General features: G+C 71.3%; 21 protein-coding genes. 13 read left to right on the forward strand and 8 right to left on the reverse strand.

What is annotated here, in order from left to right:
* Positions 1-49: 49 nt before the first annotated feature.
* A complete protein-coding gene (locus GUI43_RS09550) occupies positions 50-565 on the reverse strand; it encodes a MaoC family dehydratase (RefSeq protein WP_030486570.1) in 516 nt (171 codons plus the stop codon).
* A gap of 548 nt (positions 566-1,113) precedes the next feature.
* Between GUI43_RS09550 and trxA the strand changes: the two genes are divergently transcribed.
* From trxA to GUI43_RS09565, 3 genes are all read left to right on the forward strand, one after another.
* Complete coding sequence (gene trxA / locus GUI43_RS09555) at positions 1,114-1,476, forward strand: thioredoxin (RefSeq protein ID WP_074316526.1); 363 nt, start codon at positions 1,114-1,116, stop codon at positions 1,474-1,476.
* Between the two features lie 154 nt (positions 1,477-1,630).
* Complete coding sequence (locus GUI43_RS09560) at positions 1,631-2,071, forward strand: hypothetical protein (RefSeq protein ID WP_112604099.1); 441 nt, start codon at positions 1,631-1,633, stop codon at positions 2,069-2,071.
* Complete coding sequence (locus GUI43_RS09565; protein WP_112698571.1) at positions 2,068-3,027, forward strand: HTTM domain-containing protein; 960 nt, start codon at positions 2,068-2,070, stop codon at positions 3,025-3,027. Before GUI43_RS09560 ends, GUI43_RS09565 begins: the two co-directional genes overlap by 4 nt.
* On the opposite strand, the gene GUI43_RS09570 is transcribed toward GUI43_RS09565, so the two are convergent.
* A complete protein-coding gene (locus GUI43_RS09570; protein WP_112698656.1) occupies positions 2,991-3,410 on the reverse strand; it encodes a thiol-disulfide oxidoreductase DCC family protein in 420 nt (139 codons plus the stop codon). The two genes, GUI43_RS09565 and GUI43_RS09570, sit on opposite strands and share 37 nt — an antisense overlap.
* Positions 3,411-3,503: 93 nt before the next feature.
* Between GUI43_RS09570 and GUI43_RS09575 the strand changes: the two genes are divergently transcribed.
* Complete coding sequence (locus GUI43_RS09575; RefSeq protein ID WP_112698572.1) at positions 3,504-4,550, forward strand: Rv2578c family radical SAM protein; 1,047 nt, start codon at positions 3,504-3,506, stop codon at positions 4,548-4,550.
* Positions 4,551-4,569: 19 nt separating this feature from the next.
* A complete protein-coding gene (locus GUI43_RS09580) occupies positions 4,570-4,977 on the forward strand; it encodes a CoA-binding protein (protein WP_112698573.1) in 408 nt (135 codons plus the stop codon).
* A gap of 20 nt (positions 4,978-4,997) precedes the next feature.
* Here GUI43_RS09580 and GUI43_RS09585 read toward each other — a convergent pair whose 3' ends face one another.
* Positions 4,998-6,194 carry an acyl-CoA dehydrogenase family protein gene (locus tag GUI43_RS09585; protein WP_091394755.1) on the reverse strand — a complete coding sequence of 399 codons (1,197 nt, stop codon included), beginning with the start codon at positions 6,192-6,194 and terminating at the stop codon, positions 4,998-5,000.
* Between the two features lie 177 nt (positions 6,195-6,371).
* Between GUI43_RS09585 and GUI43_RS09590 the strand changes: the two genes are divergently transcribed.
* Complete coding sequence (locus GUI43_RS09590) at positions 6,372-6,911, forward strand: DUF4190 domain-containing protein (RefSeq protein ID WP_112698574.1); 540 nt, start codon at positions 6,372-6,374, stop codon at positions 6,909-6,911.
* Positions 6,912-6,938: 27 nt separating this feature from the next.
* Here GUI43_RS09590 and GUI43_RS09595 read toward each other — a convergent pair whose 3' ends face one another.
* Positions 6,939-7,844: an SDR family NAD(P)-dependent oxidoreductase gene (locus tag GUI43_RS09595; RefSeq protein WP_091394758.1), complete on the reverse strand. Its 906-nt coding sequence runs from the start codon at positions 7,842-7,844 to the stop codon at positions 6,939-6,941.
* A 118-nt stretch (positions 7,845-7,962) separates the two neighbouring features.
* On the opposite strand from GUI43_RS09595, the gene GUI43_RS09600 reads away from it, so the two are divergent.
* Complete coding sequence (locus GUI43_RS09600; RefSeq protein ID WP_112581674.1) at positions 7,963-8,514, forward strand: DUF4190 domain-containing protein; 552 nt, start codon at positions 7,963-7,965, stop codon at positions 8,512-8,514.
* Between the two features lie 79 nt (positions 8,515-8,593).
* Here GUI43_RS09600 and GUI43_RS09605 read toward each other — a convergent pair whose 3' ends face one another.
* Entirely contained in the window at positions 8,594-9,550 is a 957-nt protein-coding gene (locus GUI43_RS09605) for an HpcH/HpaI aldolase/citrate lyase family protein (protein WP_091394764.1), read from the reverse strand.
* A 128-nt stretch (positions 9,551-9,678) separates the two neighbouring features.
* On the opposite strand from GUI43_RS09605, the gene GUI43_RS09610 reads away from it, so the two are divergent.
* Positions 9,679-10,503 carry an SDR family NAD(P)-dependent oxidoreductase gene (locus tag GUI43_RS09610; RefSeq protein WP_112581675.1) on the forward strand — a complete coding sequence of 275 codons (825 nt, stop codon included), beginning with the start codon at positions 9,679-9,681 and terminating at the stop codon, positions 10,501-10,503.
* On the forward strand, positions 10,496-10,789 hold the full coding sequence (locus GUI43_RS09615) for a hypothetical protein (RefSeq protein WP_112698575.1): 294 nt from the start codon (positions 10,496-10,498) through the stop codon (positions 10,787-10,789). Before GUI43_RS09610 ends, GUI43_RS09615 begins: the two co-directional genes overlap by 8 nt.
* 36 nt (positions 10,790-10,825) lie before the next feature.
* Here GUI43_RS09615 and GUI43_RS09620 read toward each other — a convergent pair whose 3' ends face one another.
* Positions 10,826-11,770: a DMT family transporter gene (locus GUI43_RS09620; protein WP_112698576.1), complete on the reverse strand. Its 945-nt coding sequence runs from the start codon at positions 11,768-11,770 to the stop codon at positions 10,826-10,828.
* 106 nt (positions 11,771-11,876) lie between these two features.
* Between GUI43_RS09620 and GUI43_RS09625 the strand changes: the two genes are divergently transcribed.
* Entirely contained in the window at positions 11,877-12,593 is a 717-nt protein-coding gene (locus GUI43_RS09625; RefSeq protein ID WP_112581678.1) for an HAD family hydrolase, read from the forward strand.
* Positions 12,594-12,601: 8 nt separating this feature from the next.
* Here GUI43_RS09625 and GUI43_RS09630 read toward each other — a convergent pair whose 3' ends face one another.
* Positions 12,602-13,132, reverse strand: a complete 531-nt coding sequence (locus tag GUI43_RS09630) for a hypothetical protein (RefSeq protein WP_112581679.1) — start codon at positions 13,130-13,132, stop codon at positions 12,602-12,604.
* 12 nt (positions 13,133-13,144) lie between these two features.
* Positions 13,145-14,014: a PhzF family phenazine biosynthesis protein gene (locus GUI43_RS09635; protein ID WP_112698657.1), complete on the reverse strand. Its 870-nt coding sequence runs from the start codon at positions 14,012-14,014 to the stop codon at positions 13,145-13,147.
* Between the two features lie 33 nt (positions 14,015-14,047).
* Here GUI43_RS09635 and GUI43_RS09640 point away from each other — a divergent pair, with 33 nt between their 5' ends.
* The 3 genes from GUI43_RS09640 to GUI43_RS09650 all read left to right on the forward strand — a co-directional run bounded on the left by GUI43_RS09640 (position 14,048) and on the right by GUI43_RS09650 (position 17,202).
* Positions 14,048-15,334, forward strand: a complete 1,287-nt coding sequence (locus GUI43_RS09640; protein ID WP_091394782.1) for a magnesium transporter MgtE N-terminal domain-containing protein — start codon at positions 14,048-14,050, stop codon at positions 15,332-15,334.
* Positions 15,327-15,977 carry a DUF1003 domain-containing protein gene (locus GUI43_RS09645; protein WP_112604108.1) on the forward strand — a complete coding sequence of 217 codons (651 nt, stop codon included), beginning with the start codon at positions 15,327-15,329 and terminating at the stop codon, positions 15,975-15,977. The genes GUI43_RS09640 and GUI43_RS09645 overlap by 8 nt, the downstream gene beginning before the upstream one ends.
* A gap of 76 nt (positions 15,978-16,053) precedes the next feature.
* Complete coding sequence (locus GUI43_RS09650) at positions 16,054-17,202, forward strand: Mrp/NBP35 family ATP-binding protein (protein WP_112581682.1); 1,149 nt, start codon at positions 16,054-16,056, stop codon at positions 17,200-17,202.
* The last annotated feature ends 98 nt before the right edge of the window (positions 17,203-17,300 follow it).

The following is a 17,300-nucleotide window of genomic DNA, read 5'->3' on the forward strand; positions in this document are numbered from 1 at the left end:
GGTGGGGAAGGAGCCCGGTGTTCGTCGACGGTCGAGCCCGCCGCGACTGTCAGCGCGGCTCGGGGAAGCTGGGCCGCTCCGGATCCACTCCGTCGGGCACCGCAGCGGCCGCGTACTCCCGCTTGGGGACCATGACCTTGCGCCGGAAGACGCAGACCATCGTGCCGTCCTGGTTGTAGCCGCGGGTCTCCACCGACACCACGCCCCGGTCGGGTTTCGAGCCGGACTCGCGCTTGTCCAGCACCGTGGTCTCGCCGTAGATGGTGTCGCCGTGGAAGGTCGGCGCGACGTGCCGCAGCGACTCGACTTCCAGGTTGGCGATCGCCTTGCCACTCACATCGGGCACGGACATGCCGAGCAGCAGCGAGTAGATGTAGTTGCCGACCACGACGTTGCGCTTGAACTGGCTCGCCGTCGCGGCGTAGTGCGCGTCCATGTGCAGCGGGTGGTGGTTCATGGTGAGCAGGCAGAAGAGGTGGTCGTCGTACTCGGTGACGGTCTTGCCCGGCCAGTGCCGGTAGACCGCGCCGACCTCGAACTCCTCGTAGTAGCGACCGAACTGCATGCTGGTCCCTTCGACGGGCGGCGATGGAGTTCGGCACAGCATGCCTTACCGATGGTTAAGGCAACCGGCGGGGCGCGACGGCGGCGGAAATGTCACACCGGTCACTCGCCTGGGGGGAGACGCAATGAGCGGCGGGGCCCTCCCCGGCACCCGCCGCCCACGCTCTGATGTGAGGAATTCTGCCCTACGCCTGCGTAGGTTCAACAGAGATCGCGGTCACATTTATCTTTTTGTAACACTACTGAGCGTGACGAACCGGAGGTTGATCAGCGATCTCCGCAGGCCGGATACCTCCTTGTCAAGGCCCAAGTTACCGATTCGTAGTGCTCAATCGCGTGGATCTCCCTGGAAACGCTCCCATTACGGCAGGTCACGCAAGTGCGTCATGCACTTGCGTTCCGCAGGTCGGGTGTGAACAGATGCCCATCGATGACCCGCAGCACCCCCCGGCAGCCCCGGGCACGTTTCGCACCCCACCGCCCGGGAATTCGATACGGTCAGCCCTGGTTCTACGGGACGTAGATAAACCGCGGTGATCGGAGAGTGCAATGGCAACCGTTGAGCTGACCTCGGCGAACTTCGACGAGGTGACCGGCAACGACGGCATCGTCCTGGTCGACTTCTGGGCCGACTGGTGTGGTCCGTGCAAGCGGTTCGCCCCGGTCTACGAGCGCTCCTCGGAGAAGCACCAGAACATCGTCTTCGGCAAGGTCGACACGGAAGCTCAGCAGGAGCTGGGCGCGAAGTTCGACATTCGCTCGATCCCGACGATCATGGCGATCCGTGACGGCGTCATCGTCTTCGCCCAGCCGGGTGCCCTTCCCGAGTCCGCGCTGGAGAACCTGATCGAGCAGGTCGAGGCGCTGGACATGGACGACGTCCGCAAGCAGCTGGCCGAGCACAAGCACTGAGTCGTCCCCACGACGACACGCGAGGCCGGGCCCGATGCGGGCCCGGCCTTCGTCGTACCCCCACCAACTCCCGCATGATCACCTGCCTGGTCAGGCCGAACTGGCCGTCGGAGGGACCCGACGCCATCGGTACATCCCGTATCGTCACGACCCGATGGAGAACCTGACCACCCGCGGACGCGCGACCCGGCTGGGCGCGACCGCACTGGGCCTCGTCCTGCTCGTCGTCGGCACCTTCTGGGGCAGCGACGACGACTTCCCGTTCGGCCCGTTCCGGATGTACTCCACCTCCAACCCGCCGAACGCACCCGCACCCGACACCCGTGTCGAGGGGGTGAACAGCTCCGGGGCGGTGGTCGACCTCGACCAGAACGCGACAGGCATCCGCCGCGCCGAGATCGAAGGTCAGCAGGCCCGATACGCCGCCGACCCGACGCTGCTCACCGAGGTCGCCGACGCGTACGCCGAACGCCACCCGGACGCCCCCGCGCTGGTCGAGGTCCGCATCGTCATCCGTTGGCACGGCATCCGCGCCGGCCGACCGACCGGTCAACACACCGATCAGACCGTCGTCCGCTGGCAGGCCACCCGATGAACCGCTGGCTGACCGAGGCCGTACCCCGGGGCCGGGTGGCCGCCTTCCGCACCCTGATCTACCTGTTCGTCGCCGCCGATCTGGTGATCTTCACCCCCTGGGTACGCACCCGGGTCAGCGTGCCCGGCGACCTGTACCAGCCACTCCTGATCGGCCGCCTTCTCCCACTGCCGACGCCAACCGAGACGCTGGTGACGGTGATCTTCTGGGCGTTGCTGCTGCTCGCCCTCCTCGCCGCCACCGGACGAGCGCCCCGGCTGCTCGGCTGGGCGGTGTGCGCGCTGTACCTGGAGTGGATGATCATCGCGATGAGCTACGGGAAGGTCGACCACGACCGGTTCGGGCTGCTCGTCGCACTGGCCGTGCTGCCCACCGCCGGTCGCGCCCGACACGGCGACACCACCCGCACCGAGGCCGGCGGCTGGGCGCTACGCGTCACCCAGATCGCGGTGATCTGCACGTACTTCCTGGCCGCCTTCGCCAAGCTGCGCTTCGGCGGGCTGGACTGGCTGACCGGCTCGGTCCTGGCCCGCGCGATCATCCGGCGCGGCACCGACCTGGCGGACCTCATCGCCCAGGTGCCGTACCTGCTGATCGTCGCCCAGTTCGGCATCGTGGCGTTCGAGCTGCTGAGCCCGATGGTCTTCCTGCTGCCACCCCGCTGGCGACTCGCCATGGTCGGCTTCTTCTACTCGTTCCACGCGGTCACCATCGCGACCATCACGATCTCGTTCGCGCCACACCTGGCCGCGATGACCAGCTTCCTACCGCTGGAGCGGGTGCGCCCGCTGGTCTGGGCACGCCGACTAACCGGCCGCAGCCCTTCCGAGGCGGCGACCGACGTCCCTCCGGCGGACGCCGACGCGGTGCCGTCCGGCCAGGACCCCGTGGGAGCTGGCGTGGAGCGGGCGCTCGACGGTCAGGCGCCGGTGGTCGGGCGACCGGTCGGCCCGTAGAGCCGCTCCCGGGCCTCCTGGGGCAGGGAGCAGGCCGCCGTGCCACCGGGAAGCCGGTGCCGGTTGCGCGCCACCCAGCGGTACAACGGCCAGGCCGCGACGCGTACCGGAGGAATCCGCAGGCCGGCGCCGGCGATCCGCCAGAGCGGACCACTCGCGGCGAGCAGCTTCGCGATGGCGTCCGGACCGGCCGCGCGGGAGCCGTCCGCGCCGACCCACTGCACGGCCTCCTCGCACTCGGCCACGGTGAGGCCGAGCGCTTCCAGGTCGGCGAACTGCCAAGGCACCACCCGCGCGGCGGTGGGGATGCGGCGCTCGATGAACTCCGCACAGCTCGTGCAGAACGCGCAGTCCCCGTCGTAGACGAAGGTCGACGTCTCCATGGCGTCCATCCTCCCCTCTCCGACCACCCGGACGCCCACCGGTGTACGGCGGGTCACTTGCGCTCACCTCGTACACGTGTTCGAATAGTGCCCATGCGCTGGGACAACCTCACCGCTCCCCCGGTCGAGGGAGACCCCGAGCGGGCAGCGCCAGCGACGCCACCCCTGCCGCTGGCGCTGCCCGGCGCCGTCGCCCGCACCTTCGACACCCCCGAGTTCGCCGGGATGACCTTCTACGAGGTGCAGGCCAAGTCCATCCTCAACCGGGTGCCCGGGGAGTCCCGCGTCCCGTTCGAGTGGACGATCAACCCGTACCGAGGCTGCTCCCATGCCTGCACTTACTGTTTCGCGAGAAATACTCACACCTATCTCGATCTCGATGCCGGCGCTGACTTTGACCGGAAGGTGATCGTCAAGGTCAACGCCGGTGAGCTGGTCCGGCGGGAGCTGGCCGCGCCGCGCTGGCGGGGCGCGCACGTGGCGATGGGCACCAACGTGGACTGCTACCAGCGCGCCGAGGGTCGTTACCGGCTGATGCCGCAGATCATCGGTGCCCTGCGAGACTTCGCCAACCCGTTCTCGATCCTCACCAAGGGCACGCTGATCCTGCGCGACCTGCCGCTGCTGCGCGAGGCCGCCGAGGTGGCCACCGTGGGCATCTCCTTCTCGGTGGGGTTCGTCGACGAGCACCTCTGGCGCACCGTCGAGCCGGGCACGCCGCACCCACGCCGCCGGCTCGACGCCGTCCGGGCGCTCGCCGACGCCGGCTTCTCCGTCGGCGTGCTGATGGCCCCGATCCTGCCCGGCCTCAGCGACAGCGACGAGTCGATCGACGCCACCGTCTCGGCGATCGCCGCCGCCGGTGCGACGAGCGTGACCGCACTGCCCCTGCACCTGCGTCCCGGCGCCCGGGAGTGGTACGCGCACTGGCTCGCCCGCGAGCACCCGCACCTCGTCCCCCGCTACCGCGAGCTCTACCGGGCCGGTGCGTACGCCCCACAGGCGTACCAGCGGGAGTTGACCGCACGGGTGCGGATCGCCGCCCGTCGGCACGGGCTGCACCGCGGGGAGCGGGGCGACAACCGCAGCCTGCCCGAGCCGCCGCACCCGGTGGCGGCCGAGCAGCTGACGCTGTTGTAGTCGGAGCTACAGTCGGCGGGTGCGTACCGCTTCGCAGATCCTCGCCGACTCCGCCGTGATCGCCGTCGTGGGCGCGTCCCGCGACCCGTTCAAGGCCGCGCACGGCGTGCCGTTGCAGATGCAGCAGTACGGCTGGCGCATCATCCCGGTCAACCCGACCGTCGACGAACTGTTCGGGGAACGGGCCTACAAGTCGCTGGCCGACATCCCGCACCCGGTCGACCTGGTGGACGTGTTCCGACCGGCGGCCGACGCCGCGCAGGTGGTCCGGGATGCGGCGGCGATCGGCGCCCCCGCGGTCTGGCTGCAACTGGGCATCGTCTCGGCCGAGGCGCGGCGGATCGCCGAGGAGGCCGGCATGGACTACGTCGAGGACCGCTGCCTCATCGTCGAACGCGCCGCCGCCAACCTGACCCGCCTGACCTGACCCTCGCGGGGCGGGGCGGGTCAGAGCTTGTATTCCTTGAGGAGACCTCGGGAGATGATTGTCTTCTGGATCTCTGAGGTGCCCTCGCCGATGAGCAGGAACGGGGCCTCCCGCATCAGCCGCTCGATCTCGTACTCCTTGGAGTAGCCGTAGCCGCCGTGGATGCGGAACGCCTCCTGGACGACCTCGGCGCAGTATTCCGAGGCGAGCAGCTTGGCCATCCCGGCCTCCACATCGTTGCGCTGGCCGGCGTCCTTGAGGCGGGCGGCGTTGACCATGAGGGCGTGCGCGGCCTCGATCTTCGTGCCCATCTCGGCGAGCTTGAAGGCGATCGCCTGGTGCTTGGCGAGGGGTTGACCGAAGGTCTTGCGCTGCTGGGCGTAGCTCACGGCCAACTCGAAGGCGCGGATGGAGATGCCGCAGGCGCGGGCTGCCACGTTGACCCGGCCCACCTCGATGCCGTCCATCATCTGGTAGAAGCCGCGGCCCACCTGGTCGGCGCCGCCGAGGATCGCGGAGTCCGGCACGGTCACGCCGTCGAGCACCATCTCGGTGGTCTCGACGCCCTTGTAACCCATCTTCTCGATCTTGCCGGGGATGGTGAGGCCGGGGGCGGTCTCGCCGAAGCCCGGCTCCTTCTCCAGCAGGAAGGTGCTCATGTTGCCGTAGACGGACTCCGCGCCGGTGTCGGTCTTGACCAGGGTGGCCACCACCGAGGAGTAGGCGCCGTTGGTGAGCCACATCTTCTGCCCGTTGAGGACGTAGCGGTCGCCGTCGCGGACGGCCCGGGACTTGATCGCCGAGACGTCGGAGCCGGTCTCGGGCTCGGACATGGAGAACGCCCCGCGCACCTCGCCGGTGGCCATCTTCGGCAGCAGCCGGGCCTTCTGCTCGGCGGAGCCGTGCTGGGAGATCAGGTACGCCACGATGAAGTGGGTGTTGACGATGCCGGAGATCGACATCCAGCCCCGGGACAGTTGCTCCACCACCAGCGCGTAGGTGAGCAGCGATTCACCGAGGCCGCCGTACTCCTCGTCGATGGTGAGGCCGAACAGCCCCATCTCGCGCATGCCGTCGAGGATGTCGGTGGGGTACTCGTCGGCGTGCTCCAACCGCTGGGCGTGCGGGATGATCTCCTTGTCGGCGAAGTCCCGAACGGTCTCCAGGATCGACTGTTGCACATCGGTCAGGCCGGGCGTCTGGGCGAGTCGGGCCATCTCAGCCTCCGGGGATCCGCGCACTACTCATGGGTAACTGAACGCTGGGTCAGTATCGGCCCCTCGGGTCGACGAGGCCAAGGTGACCAGTCCACACAACCGCTGTGAAAAGGTTCACCGCTGCGGGTAGCGTCCGGCAAGAGGGACTTTTCCGGCACCGGCAGGAGGAGGACAGCTGTGAGCTACCCGCCGCCGTCGGGACCGCCCGAGGACGAGCCGCCGCCGTCACCCTACGAGCCACCGAAGGACCAGTCGCCGTACGCGCCACCGCCGGCCGGTCAGTCGCCGTACGCGCCGCAGCCGGACCAGCCGGCGTACGAGCTGCCAGCGGAACGCTCACCGTACGGGCCACCGGCGGGCGAACCGTCGCCGTACGGCCACCAGGGGCCGCAGCAGTCGGCGCACTGGAGCCAGCAACCGCCGTACCCCCCGCAGGGCCCCTACGGTCAGTACGGCCCACCGCCGTCCGGGCCGGGTCGGGGCACCAACGTGCTGGCGATCCTGTCGCTGGTGTTCGCCTTCGTCTTTCCGCCGGCCGGCGCCGTCCTCGGCCACGTGGCCAAGCGGCAGATCCGCGCCAGCGGCGAGGAGGGCGACCAGCTCGCCACCTGGGGGCTGATCCTTGGCTACGTCTTCACCGGGCTCACCGTGCTGGCCTGCTGTGGTTGGCTGGCGCTGGTGGCCTTCAGCAACACCGGCGACAGCGGCGGCTACTGACGAACGGCTCGGTGCCGGCCGGCGCGGTCAGCGGAAGCGGGCCTCGCGGACGCTGTTGCCGCCGTCCACCACGAGCATCTGCCCGGTGATGTACGAGGCGGCCGGCGAGCAGAGGAAGCTGATCGCCGCGGCGACCTCGTCCGGCGTGCCCGGTCGCCCCACCGGGGTGCCCAGCCCCTGCTTGATCTCGGCCATGGTGGACGCCGCGGTGTAGATGGTGCCGGGTGCCACCGCGTTGACGGTCACCCCGTCGGCGATCATCTCCATGGCCAGGGCCCGGGTCAGCCCGACGACCCCGGCCTTCGCCGCGGCGTACGCCGCCTCGGTGGGCAGTGCGTTGACCGGGCCGGCCGTGGCCGCCAGGTTGACGATCCGACCCCAACCCCGCTCGGCCATCCCTCCGATGAACGCCCGGCTGCACAGGAATGCGGTGGAAAGGTTGCGGTCGATCTCACCGCGCCACTCGTCGTAGGTCAGCTGCGCTACCGGCCGCAGCACTCCCTGGCTGGCGCGACTGGCCAGGCCGGCGTTGTTGACCAGCACCTCGACGTCGCCCAACTGCTCGGCGACCGCATCGGCCAGCGCGCCGACCTCGGACTCGTCGGTCAGGTCCGCGACGAAGCCGGTCACCCCCAGCTCGGTCGCCCGCTCGTGGATGCGTCGGGTGGTGGAGACAATGGCCACCCGCGCGCCCAGATCGGCGAGTCGCCGGGCGGTGGCGTAACCGATGCCGTCCGGGCTGCCGGCCCCGGTGACCAGGGCGACCCGCCCGTCGAGGCGCATGGTGACCGGGTCAGTGAGCGCGACCGGCTCGTCGGGACCGGGGCTACCCGCCGGGGCGGCCGTCCGGGCGCGCCGGGCCGCACCCGGGCGGCTGACGTCCCGTCGGGGTCGACTGCCGGAGCGGTCCGCGGCGCGCGCGTCGTATGCCATGTCAGGGATCCTGCCCGTTACGACCGGCCCGAGCAACGCGGCACCCGGAAGCAGGGGCGTCGGGTTTGGGCGGCGCTGGCTACCCTGTCTCCGCACCCCAACCCGACGGAGAGTTCGCATGACCAATCCCCCGCCGCCCGGCAACTGGAGCGATCCCACGTGGTCGGCCCAGCCGTCGAGCCCCGCACCGGACCCGACCCTCGTGGCCGGTCAGCCGGTGCCCGCGCAACCTGGCCCGGTCGACCCGTACGCCCCCGATCCGTACGCCCCGGACCCGTACGCCCCGGTCGACCCGTACGCCGGCGCGAAGCAGCCAGCGGCCCAGCCGATGCCCGGCTACGCCCCACCCGGATACGCCCAGCCTGGCTACCCGCCGCAGTACCCCGGCTACGGCTACCCGCAGCCCCCGAAGACCAACGGGATGGCCATCGCGGCGTTCGTGCTGGCCCTGATCGGTTTCACGTCCTGCATCACCGCGCCGATCGGCGCGATCCTCGGCCACGTGGCGCAGAAGCAGATCCGACTCAGCGGCGAGGGCGGGGCGGGGATGGCGAAGGCCGCCATCATCGTCGGCTGGATTCTCACCGGGTTCCTGGTGCTGGTGATCGCCATCTACGCCGCCGCGATCATCTACGCGATCGCGACGAGCGACAACAGCAGCAGTTACTGACCGGCCCGCGGGCGGGCCGGCGTACCGGCGGTTGTCGGGCCGGACCGACAGCCGGCGGCGGTCGTCCCGGCCCGGCCGGTCACTGCGCCGGTGGGGTGAACGACGAGGTACGGCTCATCCCGGCGGCCCGGCCCTTGGCCGCGACCACCAGCGCCATCTTGCGGGACGCTTCGTCGATCATCTCGTCGCCGAGCATCACGGCACCGAGCCGGCCGCCGGCCTCCGAGGTGTAGTGCTCGTACGCGTCGAGGATCAGCTCGGCGTGGTCGTAGTCGGCCTGCGCCGGCTGGTAGACCTCGTTGGCGGCGTCGATCTGGCCCGGGTGCAGCACCCACTTGCCGTCGAAGCCCAGCGCGGCCGAGCGCTTGGCCACCTCGCGGAACGCGTCGACGTCGCGGATCTGCAGGAACGGGCCGTCGATGGCCTGCTTGTCGTGCATCCGCGCGGCCATCAGGATCCGCATCAGGATGTAGTGGTACGGGTCGCCCGGGTAGTCCGGGATCAGGCCGCCGACCACCATCGACTTCATGTTGATCGACGCCATGAAGTCGGCCGGGCCGAAGATGATGGTCTCCACGCGCGGCGAGGCGGCGGCGATCGCGTCCACGTTGACCAGGCCGGCGGCGTTCTCGATCTGCGCCTCGATGCCGATCCGACCGACCTCCAGGCCGATGGTCTTCTCGATCTGGGTGAGCGTCAGGTCCAGCCACTGCACCTGGGCGGCGGTCTGCACCTTCGGCAGCATGATGCAGTCGAGGTTGGCGCCGGCGCCCTCGACGACCTCGATGACATCCCGGTAGGTCCACGGGGTGGTCAGGTCGTTGACCCGGACCACCCGGGTCTTGCCGGCCCAGTCACCCTCGTTGAGGGCGGCCACGATGTTCTTGCGCGCGTCCGGCTTGGCCAGCGGGGCGACGGCGTCCTCCAGGTCCAGGAAGACCTGGTCGGCCGGGAGACCCTGGGCTTTGCCGAGCATCTTCACGCTGGAACCCGGCACGGCGAGGCAGGACCTGCGGGGGCGACCGACTGCGGCCATGGATGCGCTCCTTCCAGCGTCCGGCGGGCATGCCGACGCCACCTGACGACAGATCCGGGACCTTAACGATCCCAAAGGGCGTTGTGACGCCACGGTAACCTCGCGCCATGACCGGGGTGAATGGACCTGTGGAAGATCTCACTGGGCGCCGACTGGTGGTGGTGACCGGGGCCAGCTCCGGCATCGGGCTGGCCGCCGCCGTACACCTGGCCTGCCGGGGCGACCAGGTGGTGCTGGTCGGGCGGGACCCGGCCCGCCTGCAGGCCGCAGCCGTTCGGGTACGGGAGAACTCCGGTGAACGTCCGGAGCTGTTCCGGGCCGACTTCGCGGTCCTCGACGACGTACGCCGGCTGGCCGAGCAGCTCCGGGCGGCGTACGACCGGATCGACGTGCTCGCCAACAACGCCGGCGCGATCGCGTTGCAACCACTGAGCACTGTCGACGGCTTCGAGATGTCGATCCAGGCCAACCACCTGGCCCCGTTCCTGCTGACCAACCTGCTCGCCGACCGGGTGGGCCGGGTCGTGGTGACCGCCTCCGGCGCGCACCGCTTCGGCGCACTGGACCCGGACGACCTGAACAAGCCACTGCGTGACTACCGGCCGATGGGCGCGTACGGCACCAGCAAGCAGGCGAACGTCCTGTTCACCGCCGAGGCCGCCCGGCGCTGGCCGGACGTTGCCGCGTACAGCTTCCACCCCGGGGTGGTCCGCACCCGCTTCGCCAACGACAGCAGGCTGGTCGCGTTCGGCATGCGGTTCATGCCGTTCCGCAGCCCGGAGAAGGGCGCCGAGACCCTGGTGTGGTTGGCCAACCAGGAGCGCTCCCGGCTGATCAACGGGGGTTACTACGTCGACCGTCGGCCGCGTCGACCGCTCCGCAAGGCGGCCGATCCGCAGCTCGCCGCCCGGCTGTGGGCGGCGAGCGCCAAGGCCGTCGGTCTCGATGGCTGACCGGGCCGGTGTGCTGACGCTCGTCGCGATCGTCGAGTTCGCCGTCGGGGCCGAGGCCGCCGGGCAGCGCTACGAGGACGCCGTGCTGGCCCTGCTCGAACGGCACGGCGGCCGGCTGGAGCGGCGGCTGCGCGGCACCGACGGGCAGGCCGAGGTGCACGTGATCCGGTTCGACGGGCGGGCCGGCTACGAATCGTTCCTCGCCGACCCGGACCGGGCGGCGCTGCGTACCGCCCTCGGTGAAGCCGCGCCGACGACCCGGGTCATCGAGGTGCACGAGGGCTGACCTAGGCGGGGGCCTCGGTCCGTTCGTGTCGCGTCGTCAGTCGGCCAGCGGAGTCGGGTCGGCCGGCAGGGCGCTGGGTTCGCTCCGCCGGCCGCCGAGCACCACCACCGCCACGCCGGCCAGCAGCAACGCCATGCCGAGCAGCGCGTACGGGCGGGGTAGCTGACCCAGCCAGGCCCAACCGAGCACTGCCGCGCCGGGCGCCTCCAGCAGGATCAGCACGCTCACAGTGGTTGCCGGGATTTTCCGCAGGGCGTAGTTGAACATCGAGTGCCCGAGCAGTTGGGCGCCGGCCACCAGGGCCAGGATGGCCAGCCAGGTACGCCCCTCGAAGCCGGTCAGCCGTACGCCGCCGACCAGGCACAGGGCCAGCAGGATCAGCGCGCAGATCCCGTAGCAGATGGTGGTGTAGGTGGTGGTGCTGATGCTGGCCCGGGCCCGTTCCCCGAAGGCGGTGTAGACGGCGGCGAACACGCCGCCGGTCAGCGCCAGCACGTCGCCGAGGACGGCCCGGCCGGAGACCCCCACGTCCACCCCGGTGGCGACCGCCGCGCCGCCGACCGCCACCGCGATGCCGATCCACACCACCCGGGGCAGCGGACGCCCCTGGGCGCGGGCGATCAGCCCCTGCCAGACCGGCTGGGTGGCGACCAGGGCGGTGGACGTGGCGACCGAGGTGAGCTGAGCGCTCGGCACCCAGGTCGCGAAGTGCCCGGCCAGGGCGACCCCGGACAGAACGCAGAACAGGCCCTCCCGCCGCCCCGCGCCAACTGTCAGTCTGCGGAACTCGGCGCGGCGTCGGACCAGCGCGAAGGGGCTCAGCACGGCCACCGCGAGCAGGTTGCGCCAGAACGCGATGGCCAGCGCGGGGGCGGCGGCGTACGCGATCAGCGGCGCGGACGACGACACGGCGACCACGGCCAGCCCGACCGCGCCGGTGGTCAGCGGATCCACTGATGGCCGGGGTGAAGGTGGGGGCACGGGACGTAATCCTCACACGTGTGATGGCCAGCACGGACGGTCATCACTCCGTTACGATCACGCGGGTTCGCGCCGACGACCCTCGACCGCCCGGAGGCGCTCCCCCATGGCCAGCTACCAGGCGGTGCTGTTCGACTTCTTCGGCACCCTGACCCGTTCGGTACAACGCGGTGTCGCGCACGTCGGCACCGCCGAGCTGCTCGGGTGTCCCACCGAGATCTTGACCGAGGTGCTGAACCGCACCTACTACGAGCGGGCCAGCGGCCGGCTCGGCGACGCGGAGGCGACCCTGCGCTGGGTGTGCGCCCAGGCCGGCGTACAGCCCAGCGACCACGCGGTACGGGCAGCGGTGGCGTCCCGGCACCGGGCGGTCCGCGCCGACACCTGGCTGCGGGCCGACGCGGTGCCGGTGCTGGCGGCTCTGCGCCAGCGCGGCCTGCGCACCGGCGTGATCAGCGACTGTACGCACGAACTGCCGGCCTTCCTGCCGCAGCTCGCGATCGCCCCCCTGCTCGACGTACGGGTCTTCTCGGTGCAGGTCGGGCGGTGCAAACCGGATCCGGCGCTCTACCTGACGGCCTGCCAGCGGCTCGGGCTCGCGCCGGGCGACTGCCTCTACGTCGGTGACGGCGGCAGCCAGGAGCTGACCGGCGCCGAGCGGGCCGGGATGACCGCCGTCCGGCTCGCCGCACCGGATCTGGCCACGCACATGGTGTTCAACGCCGACCGGGACTGGCGCGGCCCCACGCTCGGCACCCTGGGCGAGGTGCTCGCCCTTGTCGACGCCGACGCCGCGGTGGCGGGCGTCGGCGGTCGGACCTGATCAACCGATCAGCGGCGGCGGACCCGGTGCAGGCGGAACGGCTTACGGGTGGCCCGGACCGCCGGAGTCGCCCGGGGTGGCTCGGCCTGCGCGTCGGCCGGCAACTCCGTTCCGGCCAGCGGCGTACCGGCCGGGGCGAGGCGGTTCACGGCGCATCCGTCGGCAGCCCATCGGGCCACCAGGTCAGCGGTCGGACCGGGCGCGTTGAGGCGCTTCGCCGCCACCAGCGGCGCGGTGACCTCCCACGCCTCGGTGCCCGGTTGCAACCGGCTCACCCGGGCCGGCCAGGTGACGATCCGACCGCCGTGGTCGCCGCGCAGGGTGACCTGGGCCTCGGTCGCGTCGGCCAGACCCGGTGCGGCCTGCTCGCCCGGCCCGCTGACCACCAGCAGCGCGCCCTCCAGTGGGGCGCACCAGAGCGCGAGCGCCGGCCCGCCGGCAACGCTGACCCAGGCCACTGCGGCCTTCTTCATCGCCTCGTCGACCAGTGGGGTGCCCCCGGGGGCGTCCTCGTCCGTCACACCCGCATCCTCCCGCATCGGCGCCTGCGCTCAACCCACGAACGGCGGCACGGCGATCTCGCCGCGGGCCACCGGCACCACCTGGCCGGCGACCGTCGCGCCGACCGCCACCCCGTTCGCCGCGGTGACCGTGCAGGCCAACGCGGACGGACGGTTCATCTCCACGCCCTGACGGACCGCGTACTCCGACCGCCCCTCGCCGGGCAGCAGACCGCTCGCCACCAGCCAGACACCGAGGCCGAGCGCCGCCGAACCGGTCGCCGGGTCTTCCGGAACGCCCATCCCCGGCACGAAGACCCGGGCGTGCGCGGTTTGCGCGCTCGCGTCCCAGGAGAAGACGCTGACGTGCGACACCCCGTACCGCTGCGCCGCCGCCGGGTCCACCCGGGCGCGGGCCACCGACTCCGGACGCACCGGCAGGTACGGGAACTCCAGCCCGCAGCCGGCGACCCGTGGGGCGGGCCCGACGTGGTCGTCGGCGACCAGCCCGGCGATCTCCAGCAACGGCTCCGGGTCCAGCTCCGGGCCGAGGGTCGGGGTGCCACCGGTCAGCGTCGCCCCGGACGCGGTCACCTCGATCGGCAGCACACCCGCCCGGCACTCCTGGGTGACCTGCCCCACACCGAACATGCCCCGTCGGCAGGCGGTGACCGCCGCGCCGACGCTGGGGTGCCCGGCGAACGGCAACTCCTCCACCGGAGTGAAGATCCTGGCCCGGTAGGTGCTGCCGACCTGGGTCGGCGGCAGCACGAACACCGTCTCGGACAGGTTGAACTCCAACGCGAGCGCCTGCATCTGCTCGGTGGCCAGCGCCTCCGCGCCGAACACCACCGCCAGCGGATTGCCGGCGAAGGGGCGATCGGTGAAGACGTCCACGATCTCGTAGGCCAAGGTCGACATGTTGATAAACACTAGGCGCTTAGGCTGGTGCCCGTGAGTACGCCGACCCGGGTCTACATCGCCCGTCTCGCCGGAGTCGCCGTCTTCGACCCGAACGGCGATCAGGTGGGCCGGGTTCGTGACGCCGTGGCACGGCTGCGGGCGACGAAGCGTCCGCCGGAGGTGGTGGGCCTCGTCGCCGAGATGCCGATGCGTCGTCGGATCTTCCTGTCCATCAACCGGATCACCTCCATCGACGCGGACGCCGTCGTGCTCGGCTCCGGCACCCTCAACCTGCGCCGGTTCGAGAAGCGCCCGAACGAGCTGCTGGTGCTCCAGGAACTGCTCGACCGGCGGGTGCAACTCGACCCGGGCGGCCAGCCCGGCGCGGTCGTGGACGTCGCGATGGAGTGCTCCCGGGGTGGCGAGTGGTCGCTGACCCGTGTCGCCGTACGCGAGCAGACCGGTCGGCTCAGCCGGCGCGGCCACCTGCACCAGGTCGAGTGGGACCGGGTGCGCGGGCTCAGCGGCATCGCCGACAACCGGGGTACGGCGAACCTGCTCGCCGTCCTGGAGGACATGCGCCCCGCCGACCTGGCCAACGCGTTGCAGGATCTGCCCGACGCGCGGCGCAACGAGGTCGCGGCCGCGTTGGACGACGAGCGCCTGGCCGACGTGCTCAGCGAGCTGCCGGAGCACGACCAGGTGGAGATCCTCGCCGCCCTCGACCGGGAGCGGGCCGCCGACGTCCTGGAGGAGATGGACCCGGACGACGCCGCGGACCTGCTCAACGAACTGCCCCCACCCGAGCAGGACGTGCTGCTGGACCTGATGGAGCCGGACGAGGCCGACCCGGTACGCCAACTGCTGAAGTACACCCCCGGCACGGCAGGCAGTGTGATGACCTCGGAGCCGGTCATCCTGCCGCCGGACGCCACAGTCGCCGAGGCGCTGGCCCGGATCCGGGAGCCACAGCTCTCCCCCGCCGTCGCCGCGCAGGTCTTCGTGACCCGGGCACCGCAGAACACGCCGACCGGCCGCTACCTGGGCATGGTGCACTTCCAGGCGCTCCTGCGTGAACCGCCGGCCGACCTGCTGGGCAAGGTGGTGGTCAACGACATCGACCCGCTGCGCCCCACCACCCCGTTGCCGGAGATCACCCGTCGGATGGCCACCTACGACCTGGTCGCCATGCCGGTGATCGACCGGAGCAACCGGCTGGTCGGCGCCGTGACCGTGGACGACGTGCTGGACCACTCGCTGCCCCGGGACTGGCGGGACCGCGACGCCCTGGCCGCCCCGGGCACCACCGACGCGGCGCTGGACGGCGCGGATGGCTGAGCAGCGGCGGAACGAACGGCTCGACCAGCCGCGCGAGCCCCGGGGCATCAAGCTGCCCCGGTTCGACGCGGAGGCGTTCGGCCGGTGGTCGGAGGGCATCGCCCGGGGCATGGGCACCGCGAACTTCATCGTCGTCATGACGGTGGTGATCACGATCTGGTTCCTCTGGAACACCCTGGCCCCGGCGGACCTGCGCTTCGACCCGTACACCTTCACGTTCCTGACCCTGGTGCTGTCGTTGCAGGCCAGCTATGCGGCCCCGCTGATCCTGCTGGCCCAGAATCGGCAGGCCGACCGGGACCGGGTGGCCCTGGAGGAGGACCGGCGGCGAGCCACCGCGCAGAAGGCGGACACCGAGTACCTGGCCCGGGAGATCGCGGCCCTGCGGATCGCGCTGGGTGAGGTCGCCACCCGGGACTTCCTCCGCTCCGAGCTGGCCCGGCTGGCCGAGGAGCTGGACGAGATGGGGCAGCGCCGGCAGAGGCTGGAGCGCCGCCAGCAGGAGAAGGACAGCCGGCAGGAGCGACGTGGCCAGCGGCCGACCGACGGCGTCGGCCTGGAAGAACCCCGCGATGACCTGGACGGCGACCTCACCCGGGACGCCCGGCCGGACGGCACCGGCCCGCGCCGGTCAGAGAGCTGACCAACGGGTCATCGATTGGCTCACACCGCCCCGGGCAGCGGCGGCAACGGATGCCCCGCGACGTAGCATTGCGGGCATGTCAGCACCCGTGAGCACCGTCGAGGACGCGATCCAGGCCGCCCTGGCCACCGTCAACGACCCGGAGATCCGCCGGCCCATCACCGAGCTGGGCATGGTCCGCTCCGCCACGATCGGTGCCAGCGGTGTCGTCCGCGTCGAGCTGCTGCTCACCGTCGCCGGCTGCCCGCTGAAGGACAAGCTGCGTACGGACATCACCGCCGCCGTCGCCGCGGTGCCCGGCGTCACCGGCGTGGAGATCGACTTTGGGGTGATGACCCCCGAGCAGCGGCAGTCGTTGCAGTCGCAGTTGCGTGGCGGCGGCGCCACCGAGGAGCCCGTCATCCCGTTCGCCCAGCCCGGCTCGCGCACCCGTGTGTACGCGGTGGCCAGCGGCAAGGGTGGCGTCGGCAAGTCCAGCGTCACGGTCAACCTGGCGGCGGCGCTCGCCGCCCGTGGGCTCTCCGTCGGCGTGGTCGACGCGGACATCTACGGCCACTCGGTGCCCCGGATGCTCGGCACGGAGGCCCTGCCCACCCGGGTCGAAGACATGATCATGCCGCCGCAGTCGCACGGCGTGAAGGTGATCTCCATTGGCATGTTCACGTCCGGCAACGCCGCCGTCGTGTGGCGCGGCCCGATGCTGCACCGGGCACTGCAGCAGTTTCTGGCCGACGTCTACTGGGGCGACCTGGACGTGCTCCTGCTCGACCTGCCGCCGGGCACTGGTGACGTGGCCATCTCGCTGGCCCAACTGCTTCCCAACTCGGAGATCCTGATCGTCACCACCCCGCAGACCGCCGCCGCCGAGGTGGCGGAGCGGGCCGGGGCGATCGCCCTGCAGACCCACCAGCGGTTGGTCGGCGTCATCGAGAACATGTCCTGGCTGGAGCTGCCGGACGGCTCCCGGATGGAGATCTTCGGCGCTGGCGGTGGTGAGGCGGTGGCCGAGTCGCTGAGCCGGACCATCGGCGCCCAGGTGCCGCTGCTCGGTCAGATCCCACTGGACACCCGGGTCCGCGAAGCCGGCGACGCCGGCAACCCGATCGTGCTGGCCGAGCCGGAGTCCCCGGCCGCCCAGGCGCTCGGCACGATCGCCGACCGGCTCGCCCTGCGTCGCGAGTCACTGCTCGGCAAGCCACTCGGTCTCAAGCCCGCTGGGCGCTGACCACCCGGTACACCGTCAGCCCGTCGGCCACTGTTGGCCGGCGGGCTGAGTCGCGTCGGCGGGTGGTCCAGCCAGGCCGCCGCGACGTGGCTGGCGGC

Source organism: Micromonospora noduli (assembly GCF_003264365.1).
Classification (GTDB): Bacteria; Actinomycetota; Actinomycetes; order Mycobacteriales; family Micromonosporaceae; genus Micromonospora; species Micromonospora noduli.

Excerpts from the sequence above, each read along its gene's own strand:
- GUI43_RS09625 (WP_112581678.1), top strand. The coding sequence starts at position 11,877 with ATGGCCAGCTACCAGGCGGTGCTGTTCGACTTCTTCGGCACCCTGACC.
- GUI43_RS09575 (WP_112698572.1), top strand. The coding sequence starts at position 3,504 with ATGCGCTGGGACAACCTCACCGCTCCCCCGGTCGAGGGAGACCCCGAG.
- GUI43_RS09565 (WP_112698571.1), top strand. The coding sequence starts at position 2,068 with ATGAACCGCTGGCTGACCGAGGCCGTACCCCGGGGCCGGGTGGCCGCC.
- GUI43_RS09645 (WP_112604108.1), top strand. The coding sequence starts at position 15,327 with ATGGCTGAGCAGCGGCGGAACGAACGGCTCGACCAGCCGCGCGAGCCC.
- GUI43_RS09635 (WP_112698657.1), bottom strand. The coding sequence starts at position 14,014 with ATGTCGACCTTGGCCTACGAGATCGTGGACGTCTTCACCGATCGCCCC.
- trxA (WP_074316526.1), top strand. The coding sequence starts at position 1,114 with ATGGCAACCGTTGAGCTGACCTCGGCGAACTTCGACGAGGTGACCGGC.
- GUI43_RS09560 (WP_112604099.1), top strand. The coding sequence starts at position 1,631 with ATGGAGAACCTGACCACCCGCGGACGCGCGACCCGGCTGGGCGCGACC.
- GUI43_RS09615 (WP_112698575.1), top strand. The coding sequence starts at position 10,496 with ATGGCTGACCGGGCCGGTGTGCTGACGCTCGTCGCGATCGTCGAGTTC.
- GUI43_RS09600 (WP_112581674.1), top strand. The coding sequence starts at position 7,963 with ATGACCAATCCCCCGCCGCCCGGCAACTGGAGCGATCCCACGTGGTCG.
- GUI43_RS09595 (WP_091394758.1), bottom strand. The coding sequence starts at position 7,844 with ATGGCATACGACGCGCGCGCCGCGGACCGCTCCGGCAGTCGACCCCGA.
- GUI43_RS09650 (WP_112581682.1), top strand. The coding sequence starts at position 16,054 with ATGTCAGCACCCGTGAGCACCGTCGAGGACGCGATCCAGGCCGCCCTG.
- GUI43_RS09605 (WP_091394764.1), bottom strand. The coding sequence starts at position 9,550 with ATGGCCGCAGTCGGTCGCCCCCGCAGGTCCTGCCTCGCCGTGCCGGGT.
- GUI43_RS09550 (WP_030486570.1), bottom strand. The coding sequence starts at position 565 with ATGCAGTTCGGTCGCTACTACGAGGAGTTCGAGGTCGGCGCGGTCTAC.
- GUI43_RS09630 (WP_112581679.1), bottom strand. The coding sequence starts at position 13,132 with ATGCGGGAGGATGCGGGTGTGACGGACGAGGACGCCCCCGGGGGCACC.
- GUI43_RS09585 (WP_091394755.1), bottom strand. The coding sequence starts at position 6,194 with ATGGCCCGACTCGCCCAGACGCCCGGCCTGACCGATGTGCAACAGTCG.
- GUI43_RS09570 (WP_112698656.1), bottom strand. The coding sequence starts at position 3,410 with ATGGAGACGTCGACCTTCGTCTACGACGGGGACTGCGCGTTCTGCACG.